Source organism: Acinetobacter sp. MF4642, assembly GCF_002018925.1.
Classification (GTDB): domain Bacteria; phylum Pseudomonadota; class Gammaproteobacteria; order Pseudomonadales; family Moraxellaceae; genus Acinetobacter; species Acinetobacter johnsonii.
The window spans coordinates 67,267-90,358 of record NZ_MVON01000011.1; the positions used below are offsets into that span (position 1 = coordinate 67,267).

The 23,092-nt window shown below is 42.1% G+C and carries 16 protein-coding genes and 6 tRNA genes; 6 read left to right on the top strand and 16 right to left on the bottom strand.

The features are described from left to right. Position 1: 1 nt before the first annotated feature. The 7 genes from MF4642_RS08265 to MF4642_RS08295 form a co-directional block, all read right to left on the bottom strand. Positions 2-268 (bottom strand): MoaD/ThiS family protein, encoded by a 267-nt coding sequence (locus MF4642_RS08265; RefSeq protein ID WP_078425903.1) that lies wholly within the window; start codon positions 266-268, stop codon positions 2-4. A 1-nt stretch (position 269) separates the two neighbouring features. Continuing rightward, positions 270-1,298: a GTP 3',8-cyclase MoaA gene (gene moaA / locus MF4642_RS08270; RefSeq protein WP_078425904.1), complete on the bottom strand. Its 1,029-nt coding sequence runs from the start codon at positions 1,296-1,298 to the stop codon at positions 270-272. Between the two features lie 344 nt (positions 1,299-1,642). Then, entirely contained in the window at positions 1,643-2,269 is a 627-nt protein-coding gene (locus tag MF4642_RS08275; RefSeq protein ID WP_078425905.1) for a molybdenum cofactor guanylyltransferase, read from the bottom strand. Further along, positions 2,266-5,058: a nitrate reductase gene (locus MF4642_RS08280; RefSeq protein ID WP_078425906.1), complete on the bottom strand. Its 2,793-nt coding sequence runs from the start codon at positions 5,056-5,058 to the stop codon at positions 2,266-2,268. The genes MF4642_RS08275 and MF4642_RS08280 overlap by 4 nt, the downstream gene beginning before the upstream one ends. Positions 5,059-5,348: 290 nt before the next feature. After that, positions 5,349-6,959 (bottom strand): nitrite reductase small subunit NirD, encoded by a 1,611-nt coding sequence (nirD, locus tag MF4642_RS08285; protein ID WP_078425907.1) that lies wholly within the window; start codon positions 6,957-6,959, stop codon positions 5,349-5,351. A gap of 95 nt (positions 6,960-7,054) precedes the next feature. Next, the gene (gene nirB / locus MF4642_RS08290; protein ID WP_078425908.1) at positions 7,055-9,601 is read right to left on the bottom strand and encodes a nitrite reductase large subunit NirB; all 2,547 of its coding nucleotides are present in this window, start codon (positions 9,599-9,601) and stop codon (positions 7,055-7,057) included. Between the two features lie 65 nt (positions 9,602-9,666). Beyond that, positions 9,667-11,016 carry an MFS transporter gene (locus MF4642_RS08295; RefSeq protein ID WP_058869915.1) on the bottom strand — a complete coding sequence of 450 codons (1,350 nt, stop codon included), beginning with the start codon at positions 11,014-11,016 and terminating at the stop codon, positions 9,667-9,669. A 583-nt stretch (positions 11,017-11,599) separates the two neighbouring features. On the opposite strand from MF4642_RS08295, the gene MF4642_RS08300 reads away from it, so the two are divergent. The 3 genes from MF4642_RS08300 (at position 11,600) to MF4642_RS08310 (ending at position 13,735) form a co-directional block, all read left to right on the top strand. Then, complete coding sequence (locus MF4642_RS08300; protein WP_004982170.1) at positions 11,600-12,187, top strand: ANTAR domain-containing response regulator; 588 nt, start codon at positions 11,600-11,602, stop codon at positions 12,185-12,187. A 3-nt stretch (positions 12,188-12,190) separates the two neighbouring features. Beyond that, positions 12,191-13,186, top strand: coding sequence for an ABC transporter substrate-binding protein (locus MF4642_RS08305; protein ID WP_078425909.1), 996 nt, complete (start codon positions 12,191-12,193; stop codon positions 13,184-13,186). Positions 13,187-13,456: 270 nt separating this feature from the next. Then, on the top strand, positions 13,457-13,735 hold the full coding sequence (locus MF4642_RS08310; protein ID WP_004696307.1) for a hypothetical protein: 279 nt from the start codon (positions 13,457-13,459) through the stop codon (positions 13,733-13,735). Between the two features lie 23 nt (positions 13,736-13,758). On the opposite strand, the gene MF4642_RS08315 is transcribed toward MF4642_RS08310, so the two are convergent. From MF4642_RS08315 to hrpA, 3 genes are read right to left on the bottom strand one after another with little or no spacing between them, the layout of a single operon-like run. Next, the gene (locus MF4642_RS08315; protein ID WP_078425910.1) at positions 13,759-14,532 is read right to left on the bottom strand and encodes a 1-acyl-sn-glycerol-3-phosphate acyltransferase; all 774 of its coding nucleotides are present in this window, start codon (positions 14,530-14,532) and stop codon (positions 13,759-13,761) included. Between the two features lie 6 nt (positions 14,533-14,538). Then, positions 14,539-15,651: a beta-ketoacyl-ACP synthase III gene (locus tag MF4642_RS08320; protein ID WP_078425911.1), complete on the bottom strand. Its 1,113-nt coding sequence runs from the start codon at positions 15,649-15,651 to the stop codon at positions 14,539-14,541. Between the two features lie 30 nt (positions 15,652-15,681). Continuing rightward, on the bottom strand, positions 15,682-19,599 hold the full coding sequence (gene hrpA, locus MF4642_RS08325) for an ATP-dependent RNA helicase HrpA (protein WP_078425912.1): 3,918 nt from the start codon (positions 19,597-19,599) through the stop codon (positions 15,682-15,684). A 344-nt stretch (positions 19,600-19,943) separates the two neighbouring features. Between hrpA and ahpC the strand changes: the two genes are divergently transcribed. The 3 genes from ahpC to MF4642_RS08340 all read left to right on the top strand — a co-directional run bounded on the left by ahpC (position 19,944) and on the right by MF4642_RS08340 (position 22,135). Then, complete coding sequence (ahpC, locus tag MF4642_RS08330) at positions 19,944-20,507, top strand: alkyl hydroperoxide reductase subunit C (protein ID WP_004982189.1); 564 nt, start codon at positions 19,944-19,946, stop codon at positions 20,505-20,507. A 204-nt stretch (positions 20,508-20,711) separates the two neighbouring features. After that, complete coding sequence (gene gloB / locus MF4642_RS08335; protein ID WP_078425913.1) at positions 20,712-21,443, top strand: hydroxyacylglutathione hydrolase; 732 nt, start codon at positions 20,712-20,714, stop codon at positions 21,441-21,443. Positions 21,444-21,931: 488 nt separating this feature from the next. Next, on the top strand, positions 21,932-22,135 hold the full coding sequence (locus MF4642_RS08340; RefSeq protein ID WP_004696295.1) for a hypothetical protein: 204 nt from the start codon (positions 21,932-21,934) through the stop codon (positions 22,133-22,135). Between the two features lie 130 nt (positions 22,136-22,265). Here the strand turns inward: MF4642_RS08340 and MF4642_RS08345 are convergent. The 6 genes from MF4642_RS08345 to MF4642_RS08370 all read right to left on the bottom strand — a co-directional run bounded on the left by MF4642_RS08345 (position 22,266) and on the right by MF4642_RS08370 (position 23,078). Further along, positions 22,266-22,350: transfer RNA gene (locus MF4642_RS08345), tRNA-Leu, on the bottom strand. A 33-nt stretch (positions 22,351-22,383) separates the two neighbouring features. Then, positions 22,384-22,457, bottom strand: a tRNA-Trp gene (locus MF4642_RS08350). A 35-nt stretch (positions 22,458-22,492) separates the two neighbouring features. Further along, positions 22,493-22,577, bottom strand: a tRNA-Leu gene (locus tag MF4642_RS08355). A gap of 189 nt (positions 22,578-22,766) precedes the next feature. Further along, positions 22,767-22,851: transfer RNA gene (locus MF4642_RS08360), tRNA-Leu, on the bottom strand. Positions 22,852-22,884: 33 nt separating this feature from the next. Next, positions 22,885-22,958: transfer RNA gene (locus MF4642_RS08365), tRNA-Trp, on the bottom strand. 35 nt (positions 22,959-22,993) lie between these two features. Beyond that, positions 22,994-23,078 (bottom strand) — tRNA-Leu (locus MF4642_RS08370). Positions 23,079-23,092: the final 14 nt, after the last annotated feature.

Here is a 23,092-nt window from a genome sequence, read left to right on the forward strand (position 1 = left end):
ATCAACCTCCTGCCACAGGGGACAACAACACCAAAGTACAATCTCGACTTAAAATGGTCTGCCTTGGAATAATGTCTTCACCGATTGCACAGGCACAGCGCTCCAATAACGTGTGGACAGCTGGGTATTGAGCAACGAGATCCTTTAAAACCACCGTAACCGATGAATCAGGCTCACATTGCAGCATTAAATTGGGGGATAACTGCCGTTCAATCGCACCAAAAGCTTCGATCTTCACTCTAATCACGTTGTTTAATTCCTGAGTCATCCTAACCTCCAATCATATGCATACTGATTTTTCGCACGGGCTGATGCAATTGCTGTTTTTGAATAGCATGAAAGCCTTGCTCTTTATGCCAAACATAAGTTGAAAGTTTCCCCTCTAAAACAAAGGTTTCATGCTGATTAAGTCGAGCAATTTGTTGAATGTCTGACTTTAAATTTAAGCCTTGCTTAGCAAAAAGACAATTATAAAACTCACCCTGTGCATTCAATCGCAGTCGATCACACTCCCCACAAAACGAGTTGCTAATAGTGGAGATAATCCCAATGTTCGCACCATCCACTCGATAACTACGCGCTGGATTGGCACCTTGTCCTTCAAGCACTTGCACCGTAAATTGCGAGCTGAGTTGGGATAAAATCTCTTGTTCAGTGACGACATCGGCTTGCGACCAATTTTGATCGCCATCCAAAGGCATAAACTCAATAAAACGCAGTTCTACCTTTTGCAGCTTTGCCCACTGAACCAAAGGAACAATTTGATCGTCATTGATGCCTTTCATCAGCACGGTATTGATTTTGATGTTAAAACCAACCTGCTGTGCGACCTGAATTCCTTCCAGCACTGTATGTAATTGTTTTTTAGTGAGGTGTTGAAATTGTTCGGCATCTAGACTGTCTAGACTAATATTTAAATCATCCAGCCCTGCTTGCTTTAAAGCAGCGGCATATTGTTTTAAATAGTGACCATTGGTGGTCATGGAAATACGCTTCAGCCCCTGTTTTTTTAGGCTTTGTAACTGTTCGATAAAATGTACCACACCTTGGCGCATCAACGGTTCACCACCCGTGATACGAATTTGCTCAATGCCATGCTGCACCATAAATTTGCAAAAATGGTAGAGTTCTTCAAAGCTGAGCAAGTCGTGCTTCTTCATCCATTCGGGATGTTCGGGCATGCAATAGACGCATTTAAAATTACAACGATCCGTCACAGAGATTCGTAGTTTGCGCTTTTCACGTCCAAACTGATCTTGGAATACTCTAACTGCGGATACATGGGTCATGCTGTTCATCTGTCTTACCTATGCGTCCTTTGAGCGGTGTCGGTGCAGTTCATATTTCACGCCCTATTTTCTAAAGTATAAATTGCAATAACTGTTCCAACTTTGTGCACTTTTTACATTTTGAGTATTTTCAGTTCACCGCCGTAATGAGTGATCACTGCTACATACGTTTATAATCTAAATAAAATAACGACTCCCATAAATATATTCTAAATTTTTGTTTTATAATAAATTTAATATAAACACGAATACTTATTTGGTTCTTTTATAGATTTTTATTTAAACAGTCAAATCGGTTTATGGCAACATCTTTTGCTCTCAACACACACTCTCATTCTCCGTATCTGAGATATTTATAAAAAATTGAGTTGCCGATGCTGTTGTAATTCATCCAACGAGTTAATACTGTGAAAAAACAGTGCATGATTTTTAAATCGTGCCACCTGTGGGTGCAAATCTGCAAAACACTGCCTTAAACTGCGCTGATTTTGCTCAAGGTGCTGAATCAATGTCGGCAAACTGCTCCGTTTTAACAAACAAAACGGATACAGTGCACGGTCATTGATTTCTACAACAACGACACCACAGTTCGGATCTTGTTGCATCGCTTGATGTAACCGCGAAAACACTTTTTTCGGAATAAAAGTTACATCACAGGGTACGAACAGCACATAGTCTGATTGCACATGTGTCCATGCACTTTTCATCCCCATCAAGGGCCCTTGAAAGCCTGTTGCCTCATCTTCAAAAAAGCCAATCGACGGAATCAACCGCTCATAAATGGAATGATCACGATGGCTGTTGACCCATACCTTGGTTGCACGTGACTTTAACTGCTGATGAATTTTGATAAGTTGAATTTCATCATCAAATTTTTGCAAGAGTTTATTGATGCCATTCATACGGCGCGCCTGACCACCCGCCAAAATAACAACTTCAGTTTCTGGGTAACTCACGGGTTTGAATATTTTTCTTTTCATTCTACATCCTCCGTTTGACAAGCCTTGATCAGACCTCGAATTTCAGGTAAGCAAGAACCGCAATTGCCTCCTGCCTTTAAGCATGCAGTGACTTGTTTTTCATGGGTGATATTTTTTTCTTTAATGACATCGATAATACGATTTTTTCCGACTTTAAAACAGCTACAGACCAGTGGGCCATCACTATTAGTCATTGACATCGCTTGCCCTGCCAATAAAGCTTTCCGATGCATAGCACTTAAGCGTTCGCGCTTAAACAGACTTGCCACCCAGTCTCGATCTGGCAATAACGCTTTGGGCGCAATATACAGACTCGCAATGAGGTGGCCATCTTGCAACACCACACTATGACTGATATGGGCGGTTTGATCTTCTACATTGAGCCATTCAAAACTTTCATCATCAAAAGGCAATAAAGCTTTGAGTTGTTCGGTCGTTTCCGTAAAACGTCGACGGTCTGCCAACTCATAACGAATAGCTTTAGACGTTTTGATTTTGGTCCACCAAATGCTTTGTTCAATACTTTGTTGCACCAAATGTTCAAAGCCCGTTCTGACATAAAATACGCCCTGCCATTGCGTATAGAATGGATGAATCATCACAGGGGTATGTTTGAACTCAGGTTCTCCTGAAATAGCATCCACTACAGGATTCACCACTTTGCCAATCCGTGCATCAGATGCAAATTGATCACTCCAGTGAATCGGAGCAAAAATCTGTCCACGGCGGATATTGTCACTGACCGTGGCACGCAGCACACAATTTCCCCAAGCCGATTTGATCTCCACCAATTCCCCATCTTTCAGACCATATTTCAGGGCATCATTTGGGTGAATTTCACAATAAGGTTCTGCTTTATGCGTACTTAAATTGGCTGATAAACCTGTACGTGTCATGGTATGCCATTGATCGCGGATGCGTCCTGTATTCAGCACCAATGGATATTCACTGCTAATTGGATTCACCGCACCAACTGCCGTTGTTGCAATAAACTTGGCTTTACCATCTGGGTGACTAAACTGACCATCTTTAAATAATTGAGCAAAAGTGTTTGGTTTGGTTTGGCCATTTTTCAAAGGTACGAGTACAGGCCATTGCGTCGGTTCAAGTTCTTGGTAGTCGTCAAGTGAAAGATTCGTCAGACCTGCCAAATTGAAATAGCGGAATGTTTCAGTCGATGAACGTAAAGCAATTTCTGCATTTTGATAAGCTGAGAGCTGGGCATGTTCTTTGAAAATGTCATGACTACTTTCAAAGTCAAAACCCTGAAATCCTAATTTTTTCGCCACTTGTGAAACTGACCACCAATCCGCTTGTGCTTGGGCTGGGCGTTCTAAAAAGGCACGCTGTCTGGAAATTCGGCGTTCTGAATTGGTGACTGTACCATCTTTTTCACCCCAACCCAATGCAGGCAGTAACACATCGGCATATCGAGTGGTATCGGTATCTAGACAAATGTCTGACACCACCACAAACTCACATTTCTCTAGTGCACGTTTCACCTGATCGGCATTGGGTAAACTCACCACAGGATTGGTCGCCATAATCCAAATGGCTTTAATTTTTCCAGCTTCGACCGCTTCAAAAAGGTCGACAGCTTTTAAACCCACTTGCTTTGCAATGGTTGGGCTGTGCCAAAACTGCTGTACTAGTTGTTGATGCTTGGGATTATCCAAATCCATATGGGCAGCCAACATATTGGCAAGACCACCCACTTCACGTCCGCCCATTGCATTCGGCTGGCCCGTCATCGAGAAAGGTGCAGCGCCCAATTTGCCAATTTTGCCCGTTAATAAATGACAGTTGGTAATGCTATTGGCTTTGTCTACCCCACGTGAAGACTGATTCACACCCATTGAAAATAAGCTCATCACTTTTTCTGTTTGAGCAAATTTTTCAAAAAAGAGTGCTAATTTTTCAACAGAAATCCCCGTCCGTTCGCTCACACTCGCTATTGATGCTTCAGATGCACTGCTTGCCAGCGCTTGCTCTAGGCCTTGAGTATGCTTTGCAATAAAATCGGTATCGGTATAATGATTGGTTGCTAAATACTGTAATAGACCATTGAACAGTGCGACATCCTGCCCCGGTAAAATCGGTAAGTGTAAATCAGCCGCCTCACAGGTGGCTGTAAAACGCGGGTCAATCACGACGACAAAAAGATCTCGCTCCTCTTTGGCTTTCATGATGCGTTGATACAGTACAGGATGACACCATGCGGTATTTGAACCCACCAAAACCACCATATCGGTATGCTCAAAATCACTATAACTGGCTGGGACTAAATCTTCCCCAAAAGCGCGTTTATGCGCAGCAACGGCTGAAGACATACACAACCGTGAATTGGTGTCGATATTGGCCGTACCCAAGTAGCCTTTAACAAATTTATTGACCACATAATAGTCTTCAGTCAGCAGTTGACCTGAGACATAAAAAGCTATACTTTCAGGCCCATATTGATCGATATAATGTTGAAATTTGTTGGCGATTAAGTCTGTTGCGGTGTCCCATGAACTTACCTCACGTTGCGGTTTACGCCCCAACATGGGATGTAAGACACGTGTTTCTAAACCTACGGTATCGGCTAAATTACTGCCTTTAATGCACAACTTTCCAAAATTAGATGGATGCTGAGCATCACCCACTACAGAGACTTTTTGCCCTAAAGCCGTTTCTTCAACAGTTGCTGTTACCCCACAACCCACCCCGCAATATGGGCAGGTGGTTTGCGTGGTTGTCATCATTTTTTCTGTGGAGCTATGCAGTTCCATTACAGGGATACTATTCATTTCTGCTTCGCTCCTATTTGCCTTTCATTTATTTTAAATCACTCACAACGGCGTCTTTTCTTTTGTGTTTAGATTTAGGATTAACCTTCGGCTCGACCTACTTTTCTTTTGGGAAAAGTAGGCAAAACCATTGTCATTCACAAAACTCGTCCCATACCAGCTTCATCCCAACTTACTTCGCAGAAACATTAATTTTCATAAGTAACCCTGCCTCAAACAAGTTGTGAATGACGTTTCCGCGTATCAAATTAACTATTTGAAAATCTGTCCCCTCCTTTCAAGAGGAGGTTTTACCCTGCTTTTTTTAATGCAAAATCTTTACCAAATAGCAATTTATTTCGAATTGATGAAATTGGCGTTTGATCCGAAATAAGCTCTGCATACCAGACACCATCTTCGGTATCCCCAAACAACACCGCACCAACGACTTTATCCTTTTGAATAATAATACGTTTATAAATCTGACGTTTTTCATCATTTAAAATAATGTCTTCAAAGTCATCCTTTGGTTCAAAATTACCCGCTGAGAACACATCACAGCCACTTACCTTTAACTGTGTTGGAACAGTTGGTGCTTTGAACGTTAAGCTGCCATGCTCCGCCAAATGTGAGGCACAAATGAACGCCTGCCCCCAAAGTGGCTCAACCAAACCAAAAGTCTGGCTACGATGTTCAATACACTCGCCTACGGCGTAAATACTTGGGTCAAAAGTCTGCATGGTGTCATTCACCAACACACCACGGTTACAGCGCAGTCCTGCACTTTGTGCAAGTGCCATGTTCGGACGAATACCAACTGCAAAAACCACAAGATCCGCCGCTAAAACTGTACCGTCTTTCAAGCGAATTTGAGTGACATGACCATCTACACCCACCAATGCTTCAGTATTGGCCTCAGTAATAATGGAGATACCCTTTTGTTCAATACTATGGCGTAGCATTTGGCTGGCTTTACTGTCTAATTGGCGCTCCATAATACGATCCATCAGATGTAAAACCGTGACATTCATCCCGCGTTGTTTGAGACCATATGCAGCTTCAAGTCCCAACAGTCCACCACCGATTACCACGGCATTTTTCTTGGTCTTGCAGTAATCCAGCATGGTGTTGATGTCGTAGATATCTCGGAAACTAATGACACCTTTCAAATCCGCTCCAGCAATTGGAGGAATAAACGGTTTCGAACCTGTCGCTAAAATTAAACGATCATAATCGACCACTTCGCCTTTTTCGGTATAGACCTGCTTACGAGGACGGTCTATACGTACCGCAGGATCACCCGCAATAAAACGAATGCCTTTGTCGCTATACCATGCATGTGGATGCAACATGATGTCGTCAATGGTTTTATCTCCTGACAATACAGGCGATAACATAATACGGTTGTAGTTCCCCCAAGGCTCTTCACCAATCACCGTCACTTCATAACGATCTGGTGCCATGTCAAGTAAATCTTCCAAACAACGCATCCCCGCTAGGCCATTGCCAACCAGCACCAACTTCATTTTTTCCTGAGATGCACCCGTGTTGGTGATGTAGGTTTTTTGTGGTGTCGGACTAATCCACACTCGCCCATTTTCAATTTTGCTTGGAAAAACCAACAGTTTCTGATCTTTATCTTCCAAACAACGTCCTGTCGCCAAGCTAAAATGCTGTTTATAAATGGGCGATGCCACCACACGCTCACCTTGTAAATCACCAATAATGCCGCGCGACATCACAAAAGCTTGGCTAAATGGGTCTTGGTTACTCAAGGCATATACCCGCTTTTCAGCACCGACACGAAAAATAGCAATTTGCTGATGTTCAATAAGTGCTCCTACGCCAGTGTTTGGCGTTACATCATCTAGCGCACAGACATCAACCCAATCTAACTCATTCATTTCTTTTAAAATTGTCATCATCTCGATCCTTTTTAAACTTATTCATTCATTTATTCCCTCTATCTTTGCTTTTGAGGGAGTGCTGAAGAAAGAAGTTTGAATATCCTAATTTGTTAAGCTTCAACCACTGGAATACGGCTACGATCTCGTTCAGCCTCAGTTTTAGGACGAATCTGGCCACGAACTTCTGCAAACTGAATATGCGGATCTTGTTGCTGCTCAGCTTTGGCATTGATAAAGGTCACGAAGCGTTTACGTACTTCTGGGTCTTCAACAGCCGTACGCCATTCATCTTGATAAGTCCCCACCACATGGCTCATACGACGTTCTAGTTCAGCAGCTAGACCTAAAGAATCATGCACAACCACATCTTTGAGATAATCTAAACCACCTTCCATGTTGTCGCGCCATACCGAAGTTCGTTGTAAACGGTCTGCGGTTTGCACATAGAACATAAAGAATCGGTCGATGTATTTAATTAGAGTTTGGGTATCGAGATCCGAAGCCAATAACTCGGCATGGCGAGGTTTCATCCCTCCATTACCGCAGACATACAGGTTCCAGCCTTTTTCAGTGGCGATCACACCGACATCTTTACTTTGCGCTTCGGCACATTCACGGGTACAGCCTGAAACAGCCATTTTTAATTTGTGCGGTGAACGTAAGCCTTTGTAGCGGTTCTCTAGGAAAATGGCTAAACCCACCGAGTCATCCACACCGTAACGACACCATGTACTGCCGACACAAGACTTCACTGTACGCAACGATTTCCCATAAGCATGGCCTGACTCAAAGCCCGCAGCGATGAGCTTTTCCCAAATTTCAGGAAGTTGGTGAATTTGCGCGCCAAACATATCGACACGTTGTCCACCAGTGAGTTTGGTATATAAGCCATATTCTTTAGCAATTTGCCCCACAGCAATTAAGCCATCAGGCGTCACTTCACCACCTGCCATCCGTGGAACTACAGAATAAGAACCATCTTTTTGAATGTTGCCAAGATAGTAGTCATTACTGTCTTGTAGACCTGCATGGCTTGGTTTTAAAACAAAGTCATTCCAACACGACGCTAAAATATTCGCTGCAGTTGGCTTACAAATATCACAGCCTAAACCATGGCCATGTTGTTGAATCAGGTCATCAAACGTTTTGATTTCATTGACTCGTACCAAGTGATACAGCTCTTGACGTGAGTAAGCAAAGTGCTCACAAATATGGTTATTCACTGTCACGCCTTGGCGTTGTAATTCAGACTTCAGCACTTGAGTGACCAGTGGCGCGCATCCACCACATGCTGTAGCTGCTTTGGTACATTTTTTTAGGGCACCTAAAGACGTTGAACCTTCGGCGATTGCACTGCAAATATCGGCTTTAGAGACGTTATTACATGAGCAAATGGTTGCACTGTCTGGCAGTAAATCAACTCCACTACCGCCAGATTTACTTGAGGATTGCGCATAACCCGGCATGATTAAACTTTCAGGATTTTCCGGAAGCGCTAAACCATTCAGCATCATTTGTAGTAAGTCGTTGTACTCTTTTGCACAGCCCACTAAAACTGCGCCAAGCAACTTGGTCTTTTCGCCGTTCACCACGATTTTTTTATAAACTTGTGTATCTTCGTCGGCATAGAAATAACTGAGTGCATTCGGTGTCATCGCATGTGCATCACCGACGGAAGCCACATCAACGCCCATCAGTTTCAACTTGGTGCTCATGTCTGCACCTGCAAATTCAGCACAAGCTTGTTCAGTGACATGTTTTGCTGCAATACGTGCCATGTCATAGCCCGGTGCCACCAGACCATAAATTTTGTTTTGCCACAGTGCACATTCGCCAATAGCATAAATATCTGGATTTGACGTTTGGCAATAATCATTAATCATGATCCCGCCACGCTCCCCTAGAGCTAAACCGCTTTGACGTGCCAACTCATCACGTGGGCGAATACCCGCTGAGAACAAAATGATGTCTGTTTCAAGCTCAGAACCATCACCAAATTTCATCACATGCTTCGTCGTAGCACCTTCCTCAATTGATGAAGTCGCTTTTTGGGTATGAACTTTTACGCCTAAGTTTTCAATTTTTGCACGTAGAACCTTTCCGCCCAAGTCATCAATTTGAACCGCCATGAGACGTGGTGCAAACTCAACCACATGGGTTTCCAAGTTCAAATCACGTAGCGCCTTAGCGGCTTCTAGGCCCAATAAACCGCCACCAATTACCACACCTGATTTCGCATTGAGACTTGCAGCACGAATCGCATCTAAGTCTTCAATGGTTCTGTAAACAAAGCAATTTTCACGATCATTACCCGAAATAGGCGGAACAAAAGCATATGAACCTGTTGCCAAGATTAATTTGTCAAAACTAAGAACATCACCATGATTCGTCGTCACCGTTTTATGGCTTTGATCAATTGCAACCGCTTTGGTGTTTAAACGTAAATCTATGCCATAAGCATCAGCAAAATCTGCACGACAAAGGGTTAAATCCTTTGCTGATTTACCACTGAAATATTCAGTCAAATGTACGCGGTCATAAGCCAAGCGCGGTTCTTCGGCCAAGATGGTAATTTCAACATCATCACCCACATGTTCGAGTACTGATTCGATAAATTTGTGGCCAACCATGCCATGACCAATCATGATGATTTTCATATTCTTTCTCCGCAATATTTCATTTGTTCTGCCTAAGCCTTGAGGCTTGGGTTTAATCTCTTTATTTAGTTTTGCGCTTCAGCAATGCTACGATCATGTACTGCTTGTTCGAATAAGCGCTGTTCCTTTTCTTTATGCTCAACAGAGAAGCGAATCATGAGAACAAAACTTGCAGCGATGACCACCAAGCCACCTAAAATCATCAGTGTGGTTTGAATATCCAACATACCTTTGAGTAGGAAACCTGCTGCCACTGCACCCACGTTACCCCCTGCGCCAATAATGCCTGCCACACCGCCTAAGGCATCACGATCAATAAAAGGTACCAAAGCATAAGTTGCACCACATGCCATGTGCGTGAACAATGCGAAGACTGTCATTGCGAGTATCGCAAAGATAGGGGTATTCATTTGAGAGAATAGGACGAGGAAAAGGCCTTCCAGCAAAATCATGCCAAACAACACTTTGGTACGACCATCAAGCCCTTTTTTGGTTGCGACTTTGTCTGACACAATGCCGCCCAGAGCACGAGCGAACAATGCCAGTAAACCGAAAATACCTGCCGCCATCCCTGCTTCTTTTAAACCAAAGCTAAAATGGTCGACGTAGTACATCGCGACAATGTTATGAATAAAGATTTCGATCCCGAAACACGCGGCATAGGCACCAAATAGAATCCAAACACGGTAGTTTTTCGCAGCATGCATAAGAATTGCTACACCACCTTTTTTATCTGAACCAACACTGACACCCTCTGCACGAAGTTCTTTGAAGTTGCCTTGTGGGCAGTCTTGGGTAAATTTCCAATACATCAAACCCACGATCAGCATCAGGACACCCGGAACAATCAGTGCAATTCTCCAGCCCATCGCTTGCTCTACACCAAACATCACTAAGGCACCAAGCATCAATGGCATGAGTACTTGTGTTGCACCACCGCCTGCATTACCCCAGCCTGCTGTCGCTGCGTTTGCAGTCCCGACTACGTTTGGTGCAAACATAATGCTAGTGTGATACTGAGTGATGACAAAGCTCGCCCCAATCGCACCAATCAATAGACGGAAGAACAAGAAGGATTCATAGCTATTTGCAGACGCTACTCCAAAGACTGGAATGCTGCCGAGTACAAGAAGTGCGGTATAGGTTTTACGCGGGCCGTATTTATCACACAATGGCCCCACAATAAGACGAACTAAAATGGTGATCGCGACAGCTGCAATATTAATATTGGCAATTTGATCTTTGGTTAAATGAAATTCACCTGCAATCACTGGCATCAGCGGAGCACAAGCGAACCAAGCAAAGAAGCAAACAAAAAAGGCGAGCCAACTCATGTGGAAGGCTCTCATTGCTGCGCCGTTAAAACTGAAAAGACTTATTTTTGTTGCTTTTTTAGCATGTAAATTTGAAGACATAACCTTCTCCAGACTGAACTGAGCGTATAGTTTTTCTACAGCATAAACACTTGCTATGTAGAAGCGATCAGAACGGACGTCGTTGGCCGTCTTACAAATTTGATTTAGAGTCGTCTTTGACTCATTAGGGATAATGCAACGAGTATGCCAATACTTATAATTAAATTTTAATATCTTGTTTTTTATTACTTTATTTAAAATAAAATCTTATAATTCGATATAAGCAGCTCTTTTTACTTTTAAAGCACAACAGCTAATTTTTCCGACTTTTTAAAACCCTGCTACCTCTTGGTGCATTTTGCATTATCGATGAGCATCTTCTTTCTCTAATAAACGACATTGCTTTGTTCTAAGCACGACATCTAGAAATTCGCCCTTATATGTACAAATCGATTGAGAACATCAATACTTCGATTTACTGAACCCATATCCGCAATCGTCTTCATGCATACTTTGCCTGTAATCGCGACCATAAAGATTGACTGCCTAATTCGAGATAAAGCTGGCATTTGTTAAGTTTGGCATTTAAATTGCTTGTACACTTTTAGATCTCATTTTCAGGTTTTCCTGAGCACTGTACAGTATGCCTAAACTGAAAATTGCATTGATTGATGACAATCAAGAACGCGCACAATATATTCGAAATTCCCTCATCGAACATGATTTCGATGTAGTTGCCTGCCTGATTATCGATCACATCAATATTAGCCGTCTTGAACAATTAAGTGCTGACGTCATTTTGTTAGATATGGACCATCCGCAGCGTGACATTATTGAAAGCTGTGTAAGTCAATTTAACCTCCCCACTGTTTTATTTACTAAAAATAGCCATAAAGACACCATTAAAAGTGCCATAGATGCTGGGGTGACAGCTTATATTGTGGATGGGATTGATCCTTCAAAGTTAGAAAATATTTTAGAGATCTCGATCGAACAGTTTCGTAAACACAAAAAGTTGCTCACAGACTTACAAGACACCAAAAATAAACTGGCTGACCGTAAAGATGTGGAGCGTGCGAAAGTCTTGCTGATGCAATTACATGGACTATCTGAAGATGATGCCTTTCAATTGCTGCGTAAAAATGCCATGAGCCACCGTATGACCATCGGTGAAATGGCAAGACGTCTGTTGGATGCTCAACAGCTTTTACAATCTCAACTCAAGGACTAAGTCATGGCTCAACTCGAAAAGTCACAACTTCATCTGGGCTATATTCCACTTTTAGACTGTGTTGCTTTACTGTGGGCTAAACAACGCGGTTTTTTTGAGGAAGTAGGCTTAGACGTAAGCTTAGTGAAAGAAGCGTCTTGGGCAAGCTTAAGAGATCGTTTGGCTTTTGGTTTTCTAGACGCCGCGCATTGTTTATCTGCTATGTTGCCTGCTGCTGCACTCGCTCAAGATCAACTCGGTATTCCGCTACAAACCCCTCTCGTCTTAAGCTACAACAGTGCTTTTATCAGCTTAAGCCAAAAACTATGCTACGCGCTTGATATCAAAAAAACTGACGAAGCAGCCACCACTGCACAGAAATTTTTTAGCGCCATGCAGCATGAACAGTATCTTCCGATTGCCCATGTGTTTAAGCAGTCTATTCATCATTATTGTTTACGTGAGTGGTTGGCGTTGGCCAATCCTGAATTTGCCAAACGCGTACATCTCCGCACTTTACCGCCGCCCTATATGGTGGAAGCCATTTCAAACCAATTGATCGATGGTTTTTGTGTTGGGGAACCTTGGAACACACAAGCGGAAATCCAAGGCTATAGCCAAATCATTGCGACTGGCGCAGACATTATTCCTCGCGTCGCAGACAAAGTACTGGCTGTGACTCAAGAATGGGCTATGTCCAATCCCAATACGCTTGCAGCCCTCGTCCAAGCCATCCAAAAAGCACAAGTTGAACTTAAACAAATGCAAGATCTTGAGCCTGTTTGGCAAGTCTTGGCCGATTACAACATCATTCGCTTTGCGTGTTCAGTAAGTGTTCACGTCAAAAAATATCACCTGATTCAGAACATCATTCGTGGTTTTATTCCCGAACAAGCCCAGCCGCAAGTTTCGGATTTTGTTTGGCTCACACAGCAAATGCAAAAATGGGATGATGTAAATTTAGAGAGTGATGAAATTCACGGGATTAGTGAAAATTGCGTCATTCAAACAAAAACTTGATTTTTGAATTATTACTATATGTTACTTAATACGTAATTACGCACTATATTGAAACATTTATTCTGAAAAATATTTTGAAGTAAATCTGTGATCTAACTTTACTACCACTTTATCAGACATTTTTCTTGAGCTTCCATTTATCTGAGCGTGCTATTTACTGATGCGAAAAGCAGGTTAAGATCTTTTAAAACATGAAAACAATAGATAAATAATCTTCATCACCACTTCTTTTTTAAACGTCAAACTAACCCAAGGACAGCGGGGTGTATTATGTTTACCGAGGAAAATCGACATGTTTCTTTATTACATGCGATTAACAAAATACTGATTAAAGACTGGGATCCCCTGCGGATCTATCGTAATCCTGCACTACAAGATGAATATGAGGAATACTTACCCAGTTTATTTCGGTTCATTTGTGAACAAGCCAGTGAAACTGAAATTTTTGAATATTTATGGTGGGTGGAAAATAAGGTTATGGAAGTTAAAGGGAATAAGACCCATACTTTAAAAATTGCACATTTGTTGAAAGATTTACAGGAAGACTAAGCCGAGTTTACGCCTGTAAATGCTCAATCAAATCGGTCACCATGTTGCTGTTGACGCAATACTCTTAAGTCTGCAAGCCCAGTATAAATTTCTGCTGCAATCAGGTCTCGGAACTGCTGTAACTGTTCTAGGTTTTCAATATGCATCAAACTTTGTCTGGGCATAAACTTAAAATAAAAAGGCAAGCGTTTCGGAATCAAATGTTTTGGTAAAGATGGAATCACCTCCCCTTTACGTAGCAAGCGACTTAACTGCGGCACTTGTAGCAACTTTTGAAAATATTGGTGCTGAACCACTTTATTAGCATCAAAACCAATATCAAAGACTTCATCTCCGCCTAACGCGGCAAAGGGTACAATGTCATAGCCAAATTCTTGAGCGAGCTTTAAAAAGCCATAACGCTGTTTCCAAATCAGTTGATACTGTTCGCCCTCACGTTTTAGAACTTCGCGTCCGCCACCAGGAAAAACCAAAATAGAATAGCCTTGTTGCATGGCTTCACGTACATAGGCTGGGATGCCATCGACCGCACCAAATTTTTTCACCACACTGCGCCACAGTGGCAAATAAAAATGGCTATGATCAGCAATACTGACCACAGCCACTTGATGCTCATTGTAGAGATAATCAATCAACATAGGTGAATCAAGCACACCATATAAGGAATGATTTCCTACATACATTGCAGGTTGTGATGCATCTAACTGTTCAGCACCAATAAATGTCGGTGTGAAATAAACTTTGGATAAAGCACTCAGGCGTTTAATCCATTTTGCATCATGCTCAACCTGCAACATACGGGCTTATGCGACGTGTTTTTTCACAAGCACAGCACCAACAGAGTAACCTGCGCCGAATGAACACAAGACACCGTATTCACCGTCATTGACTTGGTCTGCTGTGCGGTGCAACGCAATGATGACACCTGCTGAAGAGGTATTTGCAAATTCATCTAAAATGATCGGCACTAAATCAGGCTGAGCATTTTCTTTGCCTACGACCAGTTTCAGAATCAGTTCATTCATGCTGGCATTGGCTTGGTGTAACCAAAAACGCTTCACATCAGTCGGTGCAATGTTGTTTTTCTCAAGTTGCGCTGTAATCATTTTGGCAACCAGTGGACAAACTTCTTTGAACACTTTACGACCGTCTTGAGCGAAACGATTATTTTCGATGTCTGCATCGACTTCACTTAAGTTTAGGAAACCAAAGTTATTGCGGATGTTGTTTGAGAACTGGGTGAATAAGTTAATGTCTTCAATTTCAAAACCAGTTTTGCTGTCGGTTTCTTCAATGATTGAAGCCGTTGCAACATCACCAAAGATAAAGTGGCAATCACGTGAACGATAGTCGGTATGACCAGAGGTGATTTCTACATTCACCAATAATACACGGCGTCCGCCCGCTTTGATCGCATCATAGGCTTGTTTAATGCCAAAGGTTGCGGCCGAACATGCCACATTCATGTCGTAGGCATAGCCTTGAATACCCAATGCTGTTTGGATTTCAATTGCAACAGCTGGATAAGCACGCTGTAAATTAGAGCACGATAAAATTACCACATCGATATCTTCTGCAGTTACGCCTGCATTTTCCATCGCTTGTTTTGCAGCGATCACGCCCCATTCGGCTTGAATCGAGAGTTCATCATTTGAACGCTCATGTAACAATGGACGTAAACGCTTCGGATCTAAGATCCCTGTTTTCTCAACCACATAACGACGTTTTACACCAGATGCTTTTTCAATAAACTCTGCGCTTGACCCACGACGGGCTTCCAACTCGCCCGAAGCAATTTTGTCAGCATTGTCTTGGTTATACTGTTCCACATAAGCATTTAAACTTTCAACTAACTCTTCATTGGTAATGATGTCTTCAGGATGATAAAGACCCGTACCTGTAATGCGGATGCCCATGTAAAACTCCTTCTTTAAATTACCTATATCTTAACTGATTCCAAGTTTTTCCCATACTTTTTGCAAGCGAGTTGGAGAAATGGGCATCTTTGTCTTCATCGGTTGAGAGAATAAAGAAATCCGAAACTCCTCAACCATGAAATACAATTCTTTAAGGCGAGTGTCATTTTTAAACTTAAATAATTTTTCCATCCACGGGTCAACTTGATCAATGGCAGAATTATCCCTCTGTAGGTTATTGGGCAGGCGCTCCAAACGCAAGACCAATGCTTTCAAATATCGAGGAAATTCAAGCCAAATGTCGGAAGATTTCACATAAACAAAAGTTGATAAGCACATCAAATCTAGCTGATCTTCAACATCATCAATATTTTTCCCAAACACTGCATCATCTAAGACCAACAGTTTTCGACGTATATCCTGCCATTGGATATAGATCTCTGTCACATCTGCCAGTGCTTTTTGCCCATGGGTCAGAAAAGTTTTTTTGACATTTGCAACCAAGTTTTCAAACTCTTGTGCGTTGACAGGCAGTTCATTGATCGACATTTGCAGTGTGGCATAAACTAACATTTGCTCCAGCTGCGCCTTATCGCCCAAAGGTGAATACGCCAATGCCAACGGTTTGGAAATTTGCTTTTTCAACTGACGGACCAAATCCCCCAGTTGTATATGCACCAAACGAAGTACACCCTCGCGGTGCTGTTTAATCGCCTCAGCTTGATCATTAAAGGTCTGAATCACCACACCGGACTCATCCTTTTGTTCCAGTGCCGCAAATGCCTTGGTCGGGACTAAAGCTTGATACTGCTTCACCACCACGCCCGTCACTTTTTGTGATGCTTCAAACACAAAATTTTCAGGAAAAGCTTGGAACTCACCTTTGAGCTGTTTGACTGGACTATGAGTTTCCGTTCGGCAACGCGCTTTTAACTCAGATAAATCACGACCTTGTTCAATCACACGGCCTTTGTCATCTATCACCTTAATCAATGGCAATAAATATTGTTCAACCCGCTCAAAGCTAAAGTCTTTTTCAGAGATTTGTTCGCCACGCAACTGGAAGGCTAAAAAGCTAAAAATATGCTGTTGCAAATGCATCGCATCTACTTTCGCCATTAGCTTTGCAGCCGTATCAGGGATAGGCACCAAATGACGTCGTTTATCTTTAGGCAGCGCCTTGAGTAAGGCTTCCATTAAATCCTGACGCCAACCAGGAATACCCCAAGACCACAAGTTTTCATCCACCTGAGGTAAGGCTTGCAACGGAATTTTCACTGTTGCACCATCTTCGTCATGGCTTGGATCAAAACGGTAACTGGCCGCAAGGCGCAGTTCGCCATTGCGTAAAAAATCGGGAAACTGCTGCGTGGTTGGACGGTCGTTCATCCACAACGCATCATCATCGATAAATAAATAACGTGGGTTTTGCGGTTCAACCGTTGAGCGCCAGTCTTCAAAACTACGACGGCTTGCCACCTCTTCAGGCACTTTAGCCGCATAAAACTGGTAAATAGTCTCTTCATCCACCACCAAATCACGGCGGCGTAGCTTATCTTCGACCCGCTCTACTTCTTCAAGTTTAAGCAGGTTGTGTTTTAAAAAGGGTGGCGTAATGCCCAAATGCCCTGTCGTCAGTGCATCTCGAAGGAAAATTTCATGTGCTGCAACATGGTCGACTTTTTCATAGTTGATCTGACGTTTCGGCTCAATAATTAAGCCAAATAGTGAAATTTGGTCATAGGCATTGACCACACCTGCTTTTTTCGACCAGTGCGGCTCAAAATAGTGGTGCTTCAGCAAATCACCTGCTGCAAGCAAAATCCACTCAGGTTCAATTTTTGCCAGTGTACGAATGTAGACTTGTGAAGTTTCTACCATCTCAAAAGCCATGACCCAAGGCGTATTGGTCTTATGTAAGGTAGATGCTGGAAAAATGCGGGCCTTTTGCTGACGCACAGCCATAAACACATTGCGTTCATCGGTTTTATTGGCAATAAAAGACAACAAACCTGTTAAAAGTGCACGGTGTAAATTTTCATAACTGGCTTTTTTCTCATTAAAAGACAGCTTTAAGCCTTTTGCTAAATCGACCAATTGCTCATGAGTTTTCTTCCACTCACGTAAACGCAACCAGCTTAAAAAGTGATTACGCGCAAAAGTACGACGCTTGTTTTCACTCATATCCCGGTTGGCAACCAGTGCTTCCCAAAGTTTTATATAAAATAAAAAGTCAGAATCGACTTCACGGAACAATGCATGTTTTTGATCTGCCTGCATTTGTTTATCCGCAGGGCGTTCACGTGGGTCTTGTACGGCCAAGGCGGCAACGATCACCAAGACTTCATTCAACACGCCAAAATGTGCCCCACCCAAAATCATACGGGCCAAACGTGGATCAATTGGCATTTTGGCCATTTGTTGACCAATTTTGGTTAATCCTCCTTGTATGCCTCCTTTACCCACAGAAGAAGATGTTACGGACTGCTTTTCAACTATAACTTTTGGCGGATTCTTATCAGACATTGCCCCAAGTTCAACCAACAACTTACGACCATCGTTGACTAAACGATGATCTGGCGGCTCAATGAAATCAAAATCTTCTAAAGCACCCAGCCCTAAACTTTGCATCTGCAAAATCACTGAAGCTAAGTTTGTTCGCTTAATTTCAGGTTCGGTAAACTCAGGGCGGCTTTGAAAGTCTTCCTCAGAATACAAACGAATACATACACCAGGGGCGATACGACCACAACGACCTTTACGCTGATTTGCCGCTGCTTGTGAAACCGCTTCAATCGGTAAACGCTGTACGCGTGAACGATAGTTATAGCGAGAGATACGCGCAAAACCACTGTCAATCACATAACGAATATTGGGTACAGTCAACGCTGTTTCTGCAACGTTGGTGGCAATAATAATGCGTCGCCCGCCACCTGATGGATTAAAAATTTTTTGTTGTTCAGCTAAGGCCAAGCGTGCATATAAAGGTAAAATTTCTGTATGTCGCGGCCCATGCTTTTGCAAAGTTTCTTGTAACTCACGAATCTCTTGTTCGGTACTGGCAAAAATTAAAGTATCGGCATATTCAGGATGTCCTTTTTCTTGTGCATCCCGAAAACATTCCTCTACAGCTTGCACGACAGCACGAGGCAGGTTTTCTTCAAAGTCATCAAACTCATCATCATCACTACCGACAATGCTCATCTCAGATACAGGGCGATAACGTAGTTCAACAGGAAAGCTACGACCTTCTACTTCAAAAATAGGTGCATTGTTAAAGTACTGACTAAAACGGTTTACATCTAAAGTTGCCGAAGTGATGATGACTTTTAAATCTTTACGGCGAGGCAAAAGTTGTTTGAGATACCCCATGATAAAGTCGATATTAAGCGAACGCTCATGCGCTTCATCGATAATAATGGTGTCGTATTTATTGAGATAACGGTCATTGGCCAACTCTGCCAGCAAAATACCATCTGTCATTAAACGAATGATCGAATCCTGCGACCCTTGTTCATTAAAACGAACTTTAAAGGAAATCGACTCACCAAGTTTCTCACCAACTTCTTCAGCAATACGCTGGGACACACTACGCGCAGCCAAACGACGTGGCTGTGTATGACCAATCAGACCCGTTAAACCACGACCTGCTAGCATCGCAATTTGCGGTAGCTGTGTGGTTTTACCTGAACCTGTTTCCCCTGCAACGATAATCACTTGATGCTCTTGAATGGCATCAATTAACTTATCTGCATACTGCGTAACAGGCAGGTCTTGATTCAGTTTAATATTCGGAATGCGTTCAATACGCTCTAGAACTTTTAAATGCGACTGTTCAAATAATACTTGATATTGCTTTTCGTTGGCATCTTTTCCTTTTTTGAGTCGGTTTAAACGATGACGGTCTTTGACCATCACCAATTGCTCTATATTTAAAGGACGCTGCACAGAAAAAATACCTACATCAAAAACATCAATCGCTTAGTTTACGTGGTAATACAGCGAAGCGAAAGTACAGCATAATTTTTTAATTTTAACTTTTTTTCAAATATCCCCTTGAATTTTAAGCCTAGGGACATCATGTCTGTAAACGAGTTGCGGAATAGATGATTTTGTCATTTGGTCATCATATTTATCATGCTAAATGAACAGAATGATCACATTAGCTGAAATAGTCTGGAGTAAGATTCGGTTTTTCCGATTCTTGTAATGTAAAAATACTGTTTCAGCAATAACAAAAATTTCGATACCCTATTCAACATTAAATACAAACCCCAATCATGGAGACAATGATGAGCTTGATTAATACTGAAGTAAAACCATTCGCAGCTACTGCATATCACAACGGTCAATTTGTTGACGTAACTGAAGCAGATCTTAAAGGCAAATGGTCTGTAGTATTCTTCTACCCAGCTGACTTCACTTTCGTTTGCCCAACTGAACTTGGTGACCTTGCTGACAACTACGCTGAATTCCAAAAATTAGGCGTGGAAATCTACGGTGTTTCTACTGACACTCACTTCACTCACAAAGCTTGGCACGACACTTCTGAAGTTATTGGTAAAATCCAATACCCATTAATCGGCGATCCAACGTGGACTCTTTCTAAAAACTTCGACGTTCTAATCGAAGCTGCTGGTCTTGCTGACCGTGGTACTTTCGTAATCGATCCAGAAGGTAAAATCCAAATCGTTGAAATCAACGCTGGTGGTATTGGCCGTGATGCTCAAGAATTACTTCGTAAAGTTAAAGCAGCTCAATATGTGCACGCTCACCCAGGTGAAGTTTGCCCAGCTAAATGGAAAGAAGGCGAAGCAACTCTTGCTCCTTCAATCGACCTAGTAGGTAAAATCTAATCTAAATTAGATTGAACACATAAAAAACCACGCTTTTTAGCGTGGTTTTTTATGTCCAAGATAACAGCACAATATGACAAGAAAGAGAAAAATACAGAATAAGAAAGAGCTATCCTTTATGCGTTACACATAATTCATGACTGGAATTCAGTGCGTGTACCCGCTACAGTAGAATGAATACATGCAGCTCTTTGAAGAAGAAAAATGACTTATCAAGTTCATATGATTGATGTGAAAAACCAACTCCAAAACTATATTTGGCTACTGGAACACACCTCATCAAAGCAAGTCGTGGTGGTTGATCCAACTGAGGCTGGATTAGTTGAAGATTATTGCACTGAACATGGCTTAAGCATTACTCAAATTTGGCTGACTCATTGGCATAAAGACCATATTGGTGGTGTCTCTGACCTGCTTGCGAGTCGCAATATCCCTGTGTATGGGCCACGTGAGGAATTATCTAAAATTCCTTTCATCACTCATGCATTAATGGATGACGAATATTTCTCATTTCATGATTTACATATCGATGTTTTAGCAGTTCCTGGCCACACACTGGGCCATATTGTGTACTTTATTGAATCTATCCAGACTTTATTTTGCGGTGACACTCTGTTTGCTATGGGCTGTGGGCGAGTGTTTGAAGGTACACATGAGCAGATGTACCATTCGCTCAATCGTTTAGCGGCTTTGCCTGCCGAAACAAAAGTCTATTGTACGCACGAATACACGCTCTCTAACGCGAAATTTGCCAACCAAGTCGAACCAGACAATATCGCTATTCAAGAGCGTTTAGACCGTGTCGAAACTATGCGCTATTTGGGTCAATGTACCCTTCCTAGCAGTATTGAGATCGAACTTGAAACCAATCCTTTTTTACGTACAGAAAATGTGGAAGAGTTTAAAAGACTACGTGATCTGAAGGATCAATTTTAATTGGTCTCCCCCTTCTAGAGACTGCTGACTAACGCAGTCTCCTATTATGTATGTATGCTTCTATTGAGTTAAAACGATCAGTTGGGGCTTCTACCCTTAACCTTTAAGCTCTCAAAATTTCAACCAATGCAGTTTCAAACCACACGATGCCATAATCGAATGATCACGAGCAAGACTGAATGGCATTACTGTCTCAAAGTACCCAGCCTTTGAAAAAAATCATTACATTTCTATTTACGACAAAATATTTCTCTACAACGAACGCACATAATTCTAAAGTATTGAGACTCATCTCAAAATATTCTTATTTTTCATCATGATAAAATTATTTTAAACAATAAAATACTCTCATTTATGCTTTCTATACGTTTTCGCCTTAGTTTAGATTGCTTTAAAAAGAGACAAAACAAAAATATATAAAAAAATCCCCTTTAAAAAAGCGTGAAATATCCCTATTAATAATTTATCAGTGAAAAAGGAATATCCTCGTGAAAAAAGTAGTGAAAGCAAAAAACCTCATCGCCTTTCGTATTTGGCTAGAGAAATTAGGTTATTCAGTTAAAACCTTAGCAGACAACCGTGGCTTTACTTTTAGCTTTAAAAAAGAATATGGACTGGTGACTTGCGACCTAGCGGGCAATAACTTGGCTATGCAGCTCGGTGAAGAATTCGAAGACCATTTGAAAGCCTAAAATTGCTCCATACTTACTTCGCGTGATGAATCAAAATTTAGCCCCTTAAAGGGGCTTTTTTTATATATGAATCATCTGTTAAATTTTAGGCAATAAAAAAGCAAGGCTTTATACCTTGCTTCATTATTGATGGTGGGGACGGAGAGACTCGAACTCTCACACCTTGCGGCGCTGGAACCTAAATCCAGTGCGTCTACCAATTTCGCCACGTCCCCATCAGGGTGCTAACTTTCCGTTAGACTTTAAGTTGGCAGAGGATCAAGGACTCGAACCTTGACGAACGGTTTTGGAGACCGTCATGCTACCATTACACCAATCCTCTATTGCCTTATAAACCATCTTAATTCAAATGATTTATGGTGGGGACGGAGAGACTCGAACTCTCACACCTTGCGGCGCTGGAACCTAAATCCAGTGCGTCTACCAATTTCGCCACGTCCCCAATGGCTGTGTATATTATAGCGATAGACACTATATGACAAGCGCTTTTATAAGCAATCACCCGCTTTTCTGTCATAAAATCGGCAGTTGAATCTATTTTTATGTTCTATCTGTATAAAAAGGCTATTCAGTTCTTCACTAAATTTTAGGCAATAAAAAAGCAAGGCTTAATACCTTGCTTCATTACTGATGGTGGGGACGGAGAGACTCGAACTCTCACACCTCGCGGCGCTGGAACCTAAATCCAGTGCGTCTACCAATTTCGCCACGTCCCCATCAGGGTGCTAACTTTGCGTTAGACTTTAAGTTGGCAGAGGATCAAGGATTCGAACCTTGACGAACGGTTTTGGAGACCGTCATGCTACCATTACACCAATCCTCTATTGCCTTATAAACCATCTTAATTCAAATGATTTATGGTGGGGACGGAGAGACTCGAACTCTCACACCTTGCGGCGCTGGAACCTAAATCCAGTGCGTCTACCAATTTCGCCACGTCCCCAATGGCTGTGTATA

Excerpts from the sequence above, each read along its gene's own strand:
- MF4642_RS08320 (WP_078425911.1), bottom strand. The coding sequence starts at position 15,651 with ATGGGCATCCGCATTACAGGTACGGGTCTTTATCATCCTGAAGACATC.
- MF4642_RS08315 (WP_078425910.1), bottom strand. The coding sequence starts at position 14,532 with ATGTTGCAGGTTGAGCATGATGCAAAATGGATTAAACGCCTGAGTGCT.
- nirD (WP_078425907.1), bottom strand. The coding sequence starts at position 6,959 with ATGACAATTTTAAAAGAAATGAATGAGTTAGATTGGGTTGATGTCTGT.
- MF4642_RS08275 (WP_078425905.1), bottom strand. The coding sequence starts at position 2,269 with ATGAAAAGAAAAATATTCAAACCCGTGAGTTACCCAGAAACTGAAGTT.
- MF4642_RS08280 (WP_078425906.1), bottom strand. The coding sequence starts at position 5,058 with ATGAATAGTATCCCTGTAATGGAACTGCATAGCTCCACAGAAAAAATG.
- MF4642_RS08300 (WP_004982170.1), top strand. The coding sequence starts at position 11,600 with ATGCCTAAACTGAAAATTGCATTGATTGATGACAATCAAGAACGCGCA.
- MF4642_RS08310 (WP_004696307.1), top strand. The coding sequence starts at position 13,457 with ATGTTTACCGAGGAAAATCGACATGTTTCTTTATTACATGCGATTAAC.
- MF4642_RS08265 (WP_078425903.1), bottom strand. The coding sequence starts at position 268 with ATGACTCAGGAATTAAACAACGTGATTAGAGTGAAGATCGAAGCTTTT.
- MF4642_RS08295 (WP_058869915.1), bottom strand. The coding sequence starts at position 11,016 with ATGTCTTCAAATTTACATGCTAAAAAAGCAACAAAAATAAGTCTTTTC.
- gloB (WP_078425913.1), top strand. The coding sequence starts at position 20,712 with ATGACTTATCAAGTTCATATGATTGATGTGAAAAACCAACTCCAAAAC.
- moaA (WP_078425904.1), bottom strand. The coding sequence starts at position 1,298 with ATGAACAGCATGACCCATGTATCCGCAGTTAGAGTATTCCAAGATCAG.
- MF4642_RS08305 (WP_078425909.1), top strand. The coding sequence starts at position 12,191 with ATGGCTCAACTCGAAAAGTCACAACTTCATCTGGGCTATATTCCACTT.
- ahpC (WP_004982189.1), top strand. The coding sequence starts at position 19,944 with ATGAGCTTGATTAATACTGAAGTAAAACCATTCGCAGCTACTGCATAT.
- nirB (WP_078425908.1), bottom strand. The coding sequence starts at position 9,601 with ATGAAAATCATCATGATTGGTCATGGCATGGTTGGCCACAAATTTATC.